Below are 13,846 nucleotides of genomic sequence, written 5' to 3'. Positions count from 1 at the left end.
GCTTGCTATTGAAAACAGCGCTAACGTGATAGCTCTGTTCGTCCCGTCAGGTCCGTAGCCGTGCGGACCATAAGGAGTCATGTAATGTCATCCCTTGATAGCCTGAGAACCCTTAAAACCCTGGAAATAGACAGCAAGACTTACCACTACTTCAGCCTGCCCGAAGCCGCCAAGAGCCTGGGTGACCTGGATAAGCTGCCGATGTCCCTCAAGGTGCTGCTGGAAAACCTGCTGCGCTGGGAAGATGCCAAGACCGTCACCGGCACCGACCTCAAGGCCATCGCCGCCTGGCTCAAAGAGCGCCAGTCTGACCGCGAGATCCAGTACCGCCCCGCCCGTGTGCTGATGCAGGACTTTACCGGGGTGCCCGCGGTGGTCGACCTGGCCGCCATGCGCGCCGCCGTGGCCAAGGCCGGTGGCGACCCGCAGCGTATCAACCCGCTGTCGCCGGTGGACCTGGTGATCGACCACTCGGTGATGGTCGACAAGTTCGGTACTACCAGCGCCTTCGAGCAAAACGTCGATATCGAAATGCAGCGCAACGGCGAACGCTACGCCTTCCTGCGCTGGGGCCAGAGCGCCTTCGACAACTTCAGCGTGGTCCCGCCAGGCACCGGCATCTGCCACCAGGTCAACCTGGAATACCTGGGCCGCACCGTGTGGACCAAGGACGAAGACGGCCGCACCTACGCCTTCCCTGACACCCTGGTGGGCACCGACTCCCACACCACCATGATCAACGGCCTCGGCGTACTCGGCTGGGGGGTGGGCGGGATCGAAGCCGAAGCGGCGATGCTCGGCCAACCGGTGTCGATGCTGATCCCGGAAGTGATCGGCTTCAAGCTCACCGGCAAGCTCAGGGAAGGCATCACCGCCACCGACCTGGTGCTGACCGTCACGCAAATGCTGCGCAAGAAAGGCGTGGTGGGTAAATTCGTCGAGTTCTACGGCGACGGCCTGGCCGACCTGCCCCTGGCCGACCGCGCCACCATTGCCAACATGGCTCCGGAATACGGCGCCACCTGCGGCTTTTTCCCGGTCGACGAAGTGACTCTGGACTACCTGCGCCTGTCCGGCCGCCCAGCGCAAACCGTCAAACTGGTGGAGGCCTACACCAAGGCCCAGGGCCTTTGGCGCAATGCCGGCCAGGAGCCGGTGTTCACCGACACCCTGGCCCTGGACATGGGCAGCGTCGAAGCCAGCCTCGCCGGGCCCAAACGCCCGCAGGACCGTGTATCCCTGCCGAATGTCGGCCAAGCGTTCAGCGATTTCCTCGACCTGCAATTCAAACCCACCAGCAAGGAAGAAGGCCGCCTGGAAAGTGAAGGCGGTGGCGGTGTGGCCGTGGGCAATGCCGACCTGATCGGTGAAACGGACTACGAGTACGACGGCCAGACCTATCGCCTGAAAAACGGCGCCGTAGTGATCGCTGCGATTACTTCATGCACCAATACCTCCAACCCCAGCGTAATGATGGCGGCCGGGCTGGTGGCAAAAAAAGCCGTGGAAAAAGGCCTGACCCGCAAACCTTGGGTCAAGACCTCGCTGGCCCCAGGTTCCAAGGTGGTCACCGATTATTACAAAGCCGCGGGCCTCACCCAGTACCTCGACAAGCTCGGCTTCGACTTGGTGGGCTACGGCTGCACCACCTGTATCGGTAACTCCGGGCCGTTGCCCGAGCCTATCGAAAAGGCCATTCAGAAGGCTGACCTTGCCGTGGCCTCGGTGCTGTCGGGTAACCGTAACTTCGAAGGCCGCGTGCACCCGCTGGTGAAAACCAACTGGCTGGCCTCGCCGCCCCTGGTAGTCGCCTATGCGTTGGCCGGCACTGTGCGCATCGACATCAGCAGCGAGCCACTGGGTAACGATCAGAGCGGAAACCCGGTGTACCTGAAGGACATCTGGCCCAGCAGCCAGGAGATCGCCGACGCGGTGGCCCAAGTCAGTACCAGCATGTTCCACAAGGAATACGCCGAGGTGTTTGCCGGTGACGAGCAATGGCAGGCGATTGAAGTCCCGCAGGCGGCGACCTACGTGTGGCAAAAGGACTCCACTTACATCCAGCATCCACCGTTCTTCGATGACATTGCCGGCCCGCTGCCGGTAATCAAGGACGTCAAGGGCGCCAATGTGCTGGCCTTGCTGGGGGATTCGGTGACCACCGACCACATCTCCCCTGCCGGCAATATCAAGACCGACAGCCCGGCCGGGCGCTACCTGCGCGAGCAAGGCGTGGAGCCACGTGACTTCAACTCCTACGGCTCACGCCGGGGCAATCATGAAGTGATGATGCGCGGCACCTTCGCCAATATCCGCATCCGCAATGAAATGCTTGGCGGCGAGGAAGGCGGCAATACGCTGTATATCCCCACCGGCGAGAAGATGGCGATCTACGATGCGTCGATGAAGTACCAGGCCTCAGGTACGCCGCTGGTGGTGATTGCCGGCCAGGAATACGGCACCGGCTCCAGCCGTGACTGGGCGGCCAAGGGTACCAACCTGCTGGGGGTCAAGGCGGTGATCGCCGAGAGTTTCGAGCGCATCCACCGCTCCAACCTGGTGGGCATGGGTGTATTGCCGTTGCAGTTCAAGCTGGACCAGAACCGCAAGACGCTCAAGCTCACCGGTAAGGAGAAGATCGATATCCTCGGGCTGACCGGTGCCGAGATCGAACCGCGGATGAACCTGACACTGGTGATTACCCGGGAAGATGGCAGCAGCGAGAAAGTTGAGGTGCTGTGCCGGATTGATACCTTGAATGAAGTGGAGTACTTCAAGGCGGGTGGGATCTTGCATTATGTGCTGCGTCAGTTGATCGCCAGCTAAAGATCGCTGGAGATCAAATGTGGGAGGGGGCTTGCCCCTCCCACATTGAGGTATTCCAAATTTCAGATCAGCCGAACAACCACTTCCAGAGCAGTACCAGCACCACCACCGCCAGCACCGGCCGCGCAATGCGGTAGGCCTTGGGATGCTTGCGCTTCCATTGTTTGACCTGGCCACTGAACTTGTCGCTGAACGTCTTGCTCCAGGCGTAGGCCTGGTTGATGCCACCCACGCGCTCGTCATCGAGGTTCTGCGGAGCGGTAGCACGGCCCAGTTGCTTGCTGACCCAGCGGTTGATACGGGTCATCAGGCGGTTGCTCAATGGGCGCTCGATGTCGCAGAACAGGATCACGCGGGTCTGCTCGGTTTCGTTCTTGACCCAGTGCACGTAGGTTTCGTCGAACATCACGTCTTCACCGTCGCGCCAGGCGTAGACCTGGCCGTCGACGAAGATGCGGCAGTCGTCGGAGTTCGGCGTGGACAACCCCAGGTGATAGCGCAGGGAACCAGCGAACGGGTCGCGGTGCGGGTTGAGGTGACTGCCGCCCGGCAACAGCGCGAACATCGCGCCCTTGACGTTGGGAATGCTGCTCACCAGTGCCACGGTCTTCGGGCACAGGGCCTCGGCCGATGGCAGGGGTTTGTCGTACCACTTGAGGTAGAAGCGCTTCCAGCCCTTCTTGAAAAAGGAACCGAAGCCGGCGTCGTTGTTCTTTTCGGCAGCGCGGATGTAGCCCTCGTCGAACAGGTGCATGGCCTCTTCGCGGATCACTTCCCAGTTGTCCTTGAGCACGTCCAGTTCGGGGAACTTGCTGCGGTCCAGGTAGGGCTTGGACGGCACCGCGGAGAACAGGTACATCAGAGCGTTATACGGGGCGAACAGCGCCGAATGGTTGACGAACTGGCGCAACATCGGCAAACGGGCCTTGCCGCGCAGGTGGACATACAGCGTGCTGCCAATAAACAGCAGCAACACCGACAGTTTGGTGGCCAAGGAAAAGGTCATGCAGCAACTCCTGGAAATAAGCGCCTGGCCAGCAAACTTCCGTCAACGGGAAACCAGACGTAACAGCCGGCCATGATAAACACTTGAGCCATTATGCAGAAGGCCCAGGAAACCAGACTGACCTGTATCAACACCTGTAGGAGCGCTCGCTCCTACAGTCAGACCTGATTTTCCTGCTCGGTAAACAAATCGCTGAACAGCATGCTCGACAGGTAGCGCTCACCGGAGTCCGGCAGGATCACCACGATGGTCTTGCCCTGCATTTCCGGCTTCTCGGCCAGGCGTACCGCCACGGCCATGGCGGCGCCGCAGGAGATACCGCACAAAATGCCCTCTTCCTGCATCAGGCGCAGGGCCATGGCCTTGGATTCTTCGTCGGTCGCCAGTTCCACGCGGTCAACCATCGACAGGTCGAGGTTCTTTGGCACAAAACCGGCGCCGATGCCCTGGATCTTGTGCGGGCTGGGCTTGATCTCTTCACCCGCCAACGCCTGGGTGATCACCGGCGACACTCTCGGCTCGACGGCCACCGACAGGATCGGCTTGCCCGCCGTGTTCTTGATATAGCGCGACACACCGGTGATGGTGCCGCCGGTCCCTACCCCTGCCACCAGCACGTCCACGGCGCCGTCGGTGTCGTTCCAGATTTCCGGGCCGGTGGTTTTCTCGTGGATCGCAGGGTTTGCCGGGTTTTCGAACTGGGCTGGCATGAAGTAGGTGGACGGATCGCTGTCGACAATTTCGCCGGCCTTGTCGATGGCTCCTTTCATGCCTTTGGCCGGCTCGGTCAGCACCAGTTCGGCACCGAGGGCCTTGAGCACTTTACGGCGCTCAAGGCTCATGGACGCAGGCATGGTCAGCAGCAGCTTGTAGCCCCGGGCGGCGGCGACAAAGGCCAGGCCGATGCCGGTGTTGCCGGAAGTCGGCTCGACAATAGTCATGCCCGGCTTGAGCCTGCCGCTGCTTTCCGCGTCCCAGATCATGCTTGCGCCAATGCGGCACTTCACCGAATAGCCGGGATTGCGTCCTTCGATCTTGGCCAGGATGGTGACGCCACGCGGAGCGATACGGTTGATCTGGACCAAGGGCGTGTTACCGATGGAGTGCGCATTGTCTGCAAAAATACGGCTCATGGAGGGTCCTATTGACGGTTTTGAAGAAGATCCCAAGGGTATGCCTCGTGCTACAAGGCGTCCAGACGGTGGAACGTTGCGCTCGTCAGAACAGTCAATTTCCTACAAGCAAGGAGAACTGACCCATGAAACGTCGCTACAGTTGGCCGTTATGGACCATCGCCGGGCTGGTGGTGCTGCTGGTCGCCCTGGACCTGGCCCTGCCGTACCTGGTGCGTAACTACCTGAATGACAAGCTCGCCGACATGGGCGATTACCGCGGCCAGATCACTGACGTGGACCTGGCGCTGTGGCGTGGGGCCTATAAGATCAACGGCCTGCAGATCGTCAAGGTCGACGGCAAGGTGCCAGTGCCGTTCGTCAAGGCGCCGCTGATTGACTTGTCGGTGAGCTGGCACTCGCTGTGGTATGACCATGCGGTGGTGGCCGAGGTGGAGTTTCTCAAGCCTGAGCTGAACTTCGTCGATGGTGGGCCCAACAAACAGGCATCCCAGACGGGTAAGGGCACCGACTGGCGTGCCCAACTGGGCAAATTGTTACCGATCACCCTTAACGAAGTGCGCATCCGGGACGGCAAGATCGCCTTCCATAACTTCAACTCCAAGCCCGCAGTGAACCTCTACGCCACCCAGGTCGACGCCAGCCTCTTTAACCTGACCAACGTGGTCGATGTCGAGGGCAAGCGTGACGCCACTTTCGAGGGCAAGGGCATGCTGCTGGGCCAGGCCCCGCTGGAAGCCAGCGCGACCTTCGACCCGCTGAGCAACTTCGAAGACTTCGAGTTCCGCTTTCGCGCCAAGGAAATCCAGCTCAAGCGCCTCAATGACTTCGCCGCGGCCTATGGCAAGTTTGACTTCAATGCCGGTACCGGTGCGGTAGTAGTCGAGGCCCAGGCCGAAAAGGGCCAGTTGAGCGGCTACATCAAGCCGTTGCTGCGGGATGTGGAAGTGTTCAATTGGCAGCAGGACGTGGAAAACAAAGACAAAGGTATTTTCCGCTCGATCTGGGAAGCCGTGGTCGGTACCGGCGAGACCGTGCTGAAGAACCAGAACAAGAACCAGTTTGCTACCCGGGTACAACTCAGCGGCAGCGTCCATCAGCAAGATATCAGCGCGTTCTCCGCCTTTTTGCAGATTTTGCGTAATGGTTTCGTCCAGGCTTTCAATGCAAGGTACGAACAACCCAAGCCCAGCGCGGACTAAAAAATGTGGGAGGGGCTTGTTCACTCCCACATGTACTGCATTGCTCAGGGGGAAGTGACCGGCCATTCAGAGACTGAATAACTCGTCTGCGTTCACAGTCGCCAGGACTGCGCGGTATAGTCCGGACATTGATGAATTCGAGGAATGACCGATGAAGTTCGAAGGCACCCAGGCCTATGTGGCTACCGATGACCTGAAACTGGCCGTCAACGCCGCCATCACCCTGGAGCGGCCGTTGCTGGTCAAGGGCGAACCGGGCACCGGCAAGACCATGCTCGCCGAGCAACTGGCTGAATCCTTCGGTGCCCGGCTGATCACCTGGCACATCAAGTCAACTACCAAGGCCCATCAGGGCCTGTACGAGTACGACGCGGTCAGCCGCCTGCGCGATTCGCAACTGGGTGTGGACAAGGTCCACGATGTGCGCAACTACTTGAAGAAGGGCAAGCTCTGGGAAGCCTTCGAGTCCGAAGAGCGGGTGATCCTGCTGATCGATGAAATCGACAAGGCCGATATCGAGTTCCCCAACGACCTGTTGCAGGAACTCGACAAGATGGAATTCTACGTCTACGAGATCGACGAGACCATCAAGGCCAAGAAGCGCCCGATCATCATCATTACCTCCAACAACGAGAAAGAGCTGCCGGACGCCTTCCTGCGCCGCTGCTTCTTCCACTATATCGCCTTCCCCGACCGCCCTACCCTGCAGAAGATCGTGGATGTGCACTACCCGGACATCAAGAAGGAGCTGGTCAGCGAAGCGCTCGATGTGTTCTTCGACGTACGCAAGGTGCCAGGCCTGAAGAAAAAACCATCCACCTCCGAACTGGTGGACTGGCTCAAGCTGCTGATGGCCGACAATATCGGCGAAGCGGTGCTGCGCGAACGCGATCCTACCAAAGCCATCCCGCCGCTGGCCGGCGCCCTGGTCAAGAACGAGCAAGACGTGCAATTGCTGGAACGTCTGGCCTTCATGAGCCGTCGCGGTAATCGATAATGTTGCTCAACCTGTTCAATGAAATGCGTGCAGCCAAGGTGCCGGTGTCGGTGCGCGAACTGCTCGACCTGATCAACGCGCTGAAACAGCGCGTGACCTTCGCCGACATGGACGAGTTCTACTACTTGGCCCGGGCGATCCTGGTCAAGGACGAGCGGTATTTCGACAAGTTCGACCGCGCCTTCGGGGCTTATTTCAACGGCCTGGAAAAGCTCGATGACCATTTGCAGGCGCTGATCCCCGAAGACTGGCTGCGCAAGGAGTTCGAACGCTCCCTGAGCGATGAAGAACGCGCACAGATCCAGTCCCTCGGCGGCCTCGACAAGTTGATCGAGGAATTCAAGAAGCGCCTGGAAGAACAGAAAGAACGGCATGCCGGCGGCAACAAGTGGATCGGCACCGGCGGCACCAGCCCGTTTGGTTCCGGTGGCTACAACCCGGAAGGCATTCGCGTGGGTGACGCCGGTAAGCGCCAGGGCAAGGCGGTGAAAGTCTGGGACCAGCGCGAGTACAAGAATCTCGACGACCAGGTGGAGCTGGGCACGCGCAACATCAAGATCGCCCTGCGCCGGCTGCGCAAGTTCGCACGCCAGGGTGCCGCCGAAGAGCTGGATATCGACGGCACCATCGACCACACCGCCCGCGATGCAGGCCTGCTGAATATCCAGATGCGCCCCGAGCGCCGCAACACCATCAAGCTGTTGTTGCTGTTCGATATCGGCGGCTCGATGGACGCCCATGTGAAAACCTGCGAAGAGCTGTTCTCCGCCTGCAAGACCGAGTTCAAGCACCTGGAGTACTTCTACTTCCACAACTTCGTGTACGAGTCGGTATGGAAGAACAACCAGCGCCGCACCTCGGAGCGCACCTCTACCCAGGACCTGCTGCATAAGTACGGCGCCGACTACAAGGTGATCTTCATCGGCGATGCAGCCATGGCGCCCTATGAGATCACCCAGGCTGGCGGCAGCGTCGAGCATTGGAACGAGGAGCCGGGGTATGTGTGGATGCAGCGCTTCATGGCCAAGTACAAGAAGCTGATCTGGATTAACCCGTACCCCAAGGACACCTGGGGCTATACAGCGTCGACGGGGATTGTGCGGGAATTGGTGGAGGATCAGATGTATCCGCTGACGCTGCGCGGGTTGGAAGAAGGTATGCGTTTTCTCTCGAAATAGGCGGTGTTTTGACCGGCCTCATCGCAGGCAAGCCAGCTCCCACATGTTGACTGCATTTCAAGGTTGGAATGCATTCCTCTGTGGGAGCTGGCTTGCCTGCGATGCTTTTTAGCGATCGGCAAACCGCTGCAAAAACTTGATGTGCTGCCGATGCGCCGCCTCCTGCACCACCGGTGCCAGCCGCACCGTCTGCCCCGGCAAACACTGCGCCAGCCGCGCCAAGGATAAAGGCGTCAACGCGCCCAAGCGCGGATAACCACCGATGGTCTGCCGATCATTGAGCAACACAATCGGCTGCCCGTCCGGCGGCACCTGGATCGCGCCCAACGGAATACCTTCAGAAATCAGCGACGGTCCTTGGTACTGCAACGGCGTGCCCAGCAAGCGCATGCCCATGCGGTCGGCGCGGCTGTCCAGAGCCCATTCGGTGTTGAAGACGTCGAATAAACTCTGCCCGCTGAACTGGCCGATCTGCGCACCGATGATCACGTCCAGCGGTGCAGCGGATTGCAAATCCGGCTCAGCCAGCATTTTCATCGCGCCACCCGTGCCGGAATAGGCCAACCGCTGGCCTTCGGCCAATGCCTTGCCGAAACCGTCTACACCGCCCAATTCCTCACGCACCACGGTGGCACAACTGCCGAGCACCGCCGGCGCATCAAACCCACCTGGCGCTGCGAGATAAGCCCGTGCTCCACTGAATGGCTGGGTGAAACGCAAACGCTGGCCCTTTTGCAGGATAAAACTGCGCCCAGGGCTGATGGCGCGCTCATCGATATACGCGCCCAGGTCCGCACCGGCCAGGGCCAGCAGGCAATAGTCCTCGGCCTGCACGGTGAAGCCGCCGAGGGTGATTTCCACCACCGGCGCGTCCAGGGCATTGTCCAGCAGCCAATTGACCCAGGACATGGATACCCAATCCAGCGCGCCGCCCTGGGTCACGCCGAGGTGGCGCACGCCAAAACGCCCGGCGTCCTGCAACAGGCACAGCGGCGTGCTGGCCTCGATGATCAAGCGGCTCATGCCTGCGCCTCCAACGGCGTGTCATCGCCTCCCAAGTGGATAAATTCAGCGTGATCGACCGCTTCGAAGCGCACTGTGTCACCAGGCTGCATCAAGCTGTAGCCGTCGCGTTCGCGGTCGAACAGCTTGGCCGCAGTGCGGCCGATCAGGTTCCAGCCGCCCGGGGACACCACCGGGTAGGCGGCGGTTTGCCGTTCGGCAATGCCGACGCTGCCAGCGGCCACGCGTTTGCGCGGGGTGTTGAGACGCGGCGTGGCGAGGGTTTCGTCCACCAGCCCCATAAAGGCAAACCCGGGGGCGAAACCCAGGGCGAACACTTGATACAAGTGGGCGCTGTGGCGACGAATCACCTCAGCGACCGCCAGCCCGCTGCGCTGCGAGAGCAGGGTCAGTTCCGGCCCGACACTCAGGTCGTACCACACCGGCAGCACATGGCACTGGCCGCTACCCTGGGCCTGGGGTTGCAGATCGGTAAGGGCCTGGTCGATCAGTTCCCGGGCCTGGGCCGGGGTCAGCGCCGTGAGATCGTAATGCACCATCAAGGTGGTATAGGACGGCACCAGGTCCACCAACGTCGGGCCGAACCCGGCTCGCAGGCGCTGGGTGGCGGCGAGCATCCACGGCATATTGGCTTCGGCAATCATCTCAAACAGACGCACCATCAGGCAGTCGATGGCCACCACTTCAATGCGTGGCTTCATGCTGTCTTCAACGCTTCACGGATACGCTGCACCGCAGCCACCGAGCTGGCGTTGTCGCCATGCACGCACAAGGTATTGGCCTGCAGCACCAGCGCACTGCCGTCGCTGGCGACCAGCGGAGCGCCGCGGGAAATGGTCAGGGCCTGCTGCAAGATAGTGCCGGGATCGTGATGCACAGCGCCGGGCAGCTGGCGGGAGACCAGATGGCCGTTGCTGTCATAGGCACGGTCGGCGAAGGCTTCGAACCACAGGATCACGCCATATTCGTCGCCCAACGCCTGGGCCGCGCTATTGTCGCGGGTGGCCAGCAGCATCAGTGGCAGGTCACCGTAGGCGGCCACGGCCTGGATCACCGCACGCAACTGCGCCGGGTTGGCCATCATGTCGTTGTACATCGCGCCGTGGGGCTTCACATAGCTGACGCGACCGCCCTGGGCCCGGCAGATGCCGTCCAGCGCGCCGATCTGGTAGTGCAACAGATCCTGGATTTCCTGGGGTGTGTAGTGCATCGAGCGCCGGCCAAAGCCCTGCAGGTCTTGATAGGCCGGGTGGGCGCCGACTTGCACGCCATGCTTGAACGCCAGGCTGACGGTCTTGCGCATGATGCTCGGGTCGCCGGCATGAAAGCCGCAGGCCACGTTGGCGCAGTCGATGAACGGCATGACTTCGGCGTCCAGACCCATGGTCCAGTTACCAAAGCTTTCGCCGATGTCGCAGTTCAAAAGCAGGCGGCTCACGGTGGTCGCTCCTGTAGGCTTTGTTTTTTTGTAGTGTGGGATTTATTACACAGAACTCGCAACTTGTCCTGGCACCCCTACGACGCTTATCGTGGAACAGCTCGATTTTTGGCGTTTGCCCGGTGCGACGTCCAACTAATAAAAACCGATCCATGCATAAGAAAAAGTTGATCCCATGAATTTGAAGTTCCTCGAAACCTTCGTCTGGGTGGCCAAGCTCAAGAGCTTCCGGCTGACGGCCGAGAAGCTGTTCACCACCCAGGCCTCGATCTCCAGCCGCATCGCGGTGCTGGAAAGCGAGTTGGGCGTGAAGCTGTTCCTGCGTGACTCCCGCGGCGTGAGCCTGACCCCGGAAGGCTTGAAGGTGCTCGATTACGCCGAACAGATGATGGTGACCATGCAGGGTTTGAAGCAATCCCTGGAAACCAGCAGCAGCAAGGTCGGGCGCATTCGCATCGGCGCGATGGACACGGTGATCCACACTTGGCTGAGCCCGCTGGTCGCGGAGTTGATGGATCATTTCCCCCTGGTGGAAATCGAGTTGGTCGCCGATACGGCGCTTAACCTAAGCGATCAGTTGCAAAAAGGTTTCCTCGACCTGATCCTGCAAACCGACCTGCTGCGCCTGGAAACCGTACGCAGCCTGGAACTGGCCAGCCACCCCATGGCCTGGATCGTCGCCAGCCAATCGATCTATCACCGCGACTATGCCTCGCTGGCTGAGCTGGCCCAGGAGCGCATCATCACCTACTCGAAAAACTCCCACCCGCACCAGGACGTGATCAGCCTGATGCAGGCCAACGGCGTGGCCGCGCCAAGGATGAACTGTGTGAACTCGGTGTCGGCGATTACCCGGTTACTGCGCGATGGCTTCGGCATTGGCGCACTGCCGCCGGTACTGGTCAGCGAAGAACTGGCGCGGGGCGAATTGGTGATGCTGCCGATGGCCCAGCGCCTGCCGAACTTGCAGGTGGTGGTGTCATGGCGCGTGGGGGTGGAGTTGGTGGAGGAGATTGTGGGCTTGTGCCAGAAGGTGGTGGCCCGTTACGCCGAGGAAGTCGGTGCAGAACGCATGCAACTGAATAAACCCGACTAAAACTGTGGGAGCAGGCAAGCCTGCTCCCACATTGGACCGAGTCGATCCTTACTTAAAGGCCCTTGAGGTCGCGCTCTTCGATCGGTCGGCTCTGACGCAAACGCCTGCCGCCCAACACCACCCAATCAATCAGGCGGTACAGGCATTCGATGCCGAACGACAACAGCATCGCCCCGCCCAGCCCCCAACCCATGGCTTCGGGTGTGAGCAAGATCTGGTAGCTGTAGCCATTCCAGGTTTCCAGGCGAATGTCCGGGTCGGCGGCCACAGCCACTTGCAGCACGCGGATGTACCACGGGCCCTGCATGGCCTGGAATTGCTTGTCCAACTCGAGCTGGCGATCGAGCATCGCGCCAAGGCTGCTGGCATCGCTCTGGAACACCGGGTCATCGCTGGCGCGGTAATGGGCCACCAGCGCTTGCATATCACCGTTGAAGAACTGTTGCGCCGTGGATTCAAAGCCGCGCAGGCCTGTCTGCGCCTCGATCAGGTGGGCCTCGACGCGCTTGGCGTAATCGCTGATGAACCCCGGCACCTGTACGCCGACCAGCAAGCCAATGGCAAACAGCACCAACCGCAGATAGCTAAGCAACATGGTCGATATCCTTACTCGGTAACGCCCTGGCTGACGCATTCACCGCGTCGCCATAGGCTCCATTGGCCCGGTTCGTAGCGGGTCCAGTTCTCGTTGTCGGTCAGGGGCTCGGTGGCGATCACCGTTACCACGTCATTGGGGGTGGTTTCGGCCTGAAAATCGACGATCACGTCGACATCTTTCAAGCGCGCCGGGCCAAAGGGTGCGCGCCGGGTAATCTGCGCCAGTTTGGTCGAGCAGTAGCAAAACAGCCAGTCGCCATCGCTGAGCAGGCAGTTGAACACGCCCTTGCTGCGGTATTCGGCGCAGGCGGCGATCAGGTCCGGTAGCACTTGCTCGATGTCTACCGGCTCGGGGAAGGCTTCGCGCACACGGTTGAGCAGGTCGCAGAAGGCCGCTTCGCTGTCGGTATCGCCCACCGGACGGTAGAAGGTGGCGCGGGGGTTGAAGTCCGCCAACTGGCCGTTGTGGGCAAAACACCAGTTGCGGCCCCACAGCTCGCGCACGAACGGGTGGGTATTGGCCAGGCTCACCTTGCCCACATTGGCCTGGCGGATATGGCCGATCACCACTTCGCTCTTGATCGGGTAACGCTGCACCAGCAACGCGACTTCCGACTCGCTGCTGGCGGCCGGGTCCTGGAACAGCCGCAGGCCACGCCCTTCGTAGAAGGCGATGCCCCAACCGTCGCGGTGCGGGCCGGTACGCCCACCGCGCTGCATCAGCCCGGTAAAGCTGAACACGATATCGGTGGGGACGTTGGCACTCATGCCCAATAATTCACACATGCCAGGGCTCTCGCTGCAGGGCGGACAACGTTAAAGGCGCGGTTCGACCCGCATGCCACTCACCGGCGCCGGGCGACGGAACGGTTCGTCGTCTTCCGGCTCGGCGGCCAGGGCAGCATCCGTGGCGGCCTTGCGCTCACGCCGGGCGTTGGCCGCACGCTCGATGGGCCAGCGGATCAGCACAAACACGATGTATAGGGCGAACACAATCATGGTGTACATGAACAGATCGGATATGGCGCGCCAGGCGTTATTGCCGACCTTGAGCACCAGGTCCAGCGCGGTAATCGCCACAGCCGGCGCGAACTGGGTCTTGACCGGGTCGACGATGGTCGGGCTCAGCAACAGCACCGCCATCAGCAATTGCAGCGGCTCGCGCAGCCAGCGCCACATCCAGCGGGTCATGCGCCACCACACCAACAGGCAGCCCAAAGCTGCGAAGGCGTAGAGGCCCCAAGCGGTCAGATAGTCGTTCTCGGTCATGGTGTCCATGGCAAGGTTGGCAAACAGGCGGCTATGATAACGGCTTTTGCGTGTCGCGGCTGCAATGCCTGCCACCTTCCG

At 60.9% G+C, this 13,846-nt stretch carries 13 protein-coding genes; 5 read left to right on the top strand and 8 right to left on the bottom strand.

The window, feature by feature from the left end; all coding sequences use genetic code 11:
* Window positions 1–84 precede the first annotated feature (84 nt).
* Complete coding sequence (acnA, locus tag TU73_RS17805; protein WP_057013321.1) at window positions 85–2,826, top strand: aconitate hydratase AcnA; 2,742 nt, start codon at window positions 85–87, stop codon at window positions 2,824–2,826.
* Window positions 2,827–2,893: 67 nt separating this feature from the next.
* Here acnA and TU73_RS17800 read toward each other — a convergent pair whose 3' ends face one another.
* Both TU73_RS17800 and cysK read right to left on the bottom strand, forming a co-directional pair.
* Window positions 2,894–3,832, bottom strand: a complete 939-nt coding sequence (locus TU73_RS17800; protein ID WP_043046517.1) for an aspartyl/asparaginyl beta-hydroxylase domain-containing protein — start codon at window positions 3,830–3,832, stop codon at window positions 2,894–2,896.
* 158 nt (window positions 3,833–3,990) lie between these two features.
* Window positions 3,991–4,965: a cysteine synthase A gene (gene cysK, locus TU73_RS17795; protein WP_057013320.1), complete on the bottom strand. Its 975-nt coding sequence runs from the start codon at window positions 4,963–4,965 to the stop codon at window positions 3,991–3,993.
* Between the two features lie 125 nt (window positions 4,966–5,090).
* Between cysK and TU73_RS17790 the strand changes: the two genes are divergently transcribed.
* From TU73_RS17790 to TU73_RS17780, 3 genes are all read left to right on the top strand, one after another.
* Entirely contained in the window at window positions 5,091–6,167 is a 1,077-nt protein-coding gene (locus TU73_RS17790) for a DUF748 domain-containing protein (RefSeq protein ID WP_057013319.1), read from the top strand.
* A gap of 151 nt (window positions 6,168–6,318) precedes the next feature.
* Window positions 6,319–7,164 (top strand): AAA family ATPase, encoded by an 846-nt coding sequence (locus tag TU73_RS17785; RefSeq protein WP_057013318.1) that lies wholly within the window; start codon window positions 6,319–6,321, stop codon window positions 7,162–7,164.
* Window positions 7,164–8,342: a vWA domain-containing protein gene (locus tag TU73_RS17780; protein ID WP_057013317.1), complete on the top strand. Its 1,179-nt coding sequence runs from the start codon at window positions 7,164–7,166 to the stop codon at window positions 8,340–8,342. Before TU73_RS17785 ends, TU73_RS17780 begins: the two co-directional genes overlap by 1 nt.
* Window positions 8,343–8,450: 108 nt before the next feature.
* Here the strand turns inward: TU73_RS17780 and TU73_RS17775 are convergent, their stop codons facing one another.
* From TU73_RS17775 to TU73_RS17765, 3 genes are read right to left on the bottom strand one after another with little or no spacing between them, the layout of a single operon-like run.
* The gene (locus tag TU73_RS17775) at window positions 8,451–9,365 is read right to left on the bottom strand and encodes a 5-oxoprolinase subunit C family protein (RefSeq protein WP_057013316.1); all 915 of its coding nucleotides are present in this window, start codon (window positions 9,363–9,365) and stop codon (window positions 8,451–8,453) included.
* Entirely contained in the window at window positions 9,362–10,066 is a 705-nt protein-coding gene (locus TU73_RS17770; protein ID WP_057013315.1) for a 5-oxoprolinase subunit B family protein, read from the bottom strand. The genes TU73_RS17775 and TU73_RS17770 overlap by 4 nt, the downstream gene beginning before the upstream one ends.
* Window positions 10,063–10,803: a 5-oxoprolinase subunit PxpA gene (locus tag TU73_RS17765; protein WP_057013314.1), complete on the bottom strand. Its 741-nt coding sequence runs from the start codon at window positions 10,801–10,803 to the stop codon at window positions 10,063–10,065. The genes TU73_RS17770 and TU73_RS17765 overlap by 4 nt, the downstream gene beginning before the upstream one ends.
* A gap of 175 nt (window positions 10,804–10,978) precedes the next feature.
* Between TU73_RS17765 and TU73_RS17760 the strand changes: the two genes are divergently transcribed.
* Window positions 10,979–11,899 (top strand): LysR family transcriptional regulator, encoded by a 921-nt coding sequence (locus tag TU73_RS17760; protein ID WP_057013313.1) that lies wholly within the window; start codon window positions 10,979–10,981, stop codon window positions 11,897–11,899.
* 52 nt (window positions 11,900–11,951) lie between these two features.
* On the opposite strand, the gene TU73_RS17755 is transcribed toward TU73_RS17760, so the two are convergent.
* From TU73_RS17755 to TU73_RS17745, 3 genes are read right to left on the bottom strand one after another with little or no spacing between them, the layout of a single operon-like run.
* Window positions 11,952–12,494, bottom strand: a complete 543-nt coding sequence (locus TU73_RS17755; RefSeq protein WP_057013312.1) for a DUF2937 family protein — start codon at window positions 12,492–12,494, stop codon at window positions 11,952–11,954.
* 11 nt (window positions 12,495–12,505) lie between these two features.
* The gene (locus TU73_RS17750) at window positions 12,506–13,282 is read right to left on the bottom strand and encodes a class II glutamine amidotransferase (protein ID WP_003189615.1); all 777 of its coding nucleotides are present in this window, start codon (window positions 13,280–13,282) and stop codon (window positions 12,506–12,508) included.
* 30 nt (window positions 13,283–13,312) lie between these two features.
* Window positions 13,313–13,840 (bottom strand): hypothetical protein, encoded by a 528-nt coding sequence (locus TU73_RS17745; RefSeq protein ID WP_046071472.1) that lies wholly within the window; start codon window positions 13,838–13,840, stop codon window positions 13,313–13,315.
* Window positions 13,841–13,846: the final 6 nt, after the last annotated feature.

Origin of the sequence: Pseudomonas libanensis, from assembly GCF_001439685.1 — a bacterium.
Classification (GTDB): Bacteria; Pseudomonadota; Gammaproteobacteria; order Pseudomonadales; family Pseudomonadaceae; genus Aquipseudomonas; species Aquipseudomonas libanensis.
This window is presented reverse-complemented; position numbering and strand designations above follow the sequence as displayed.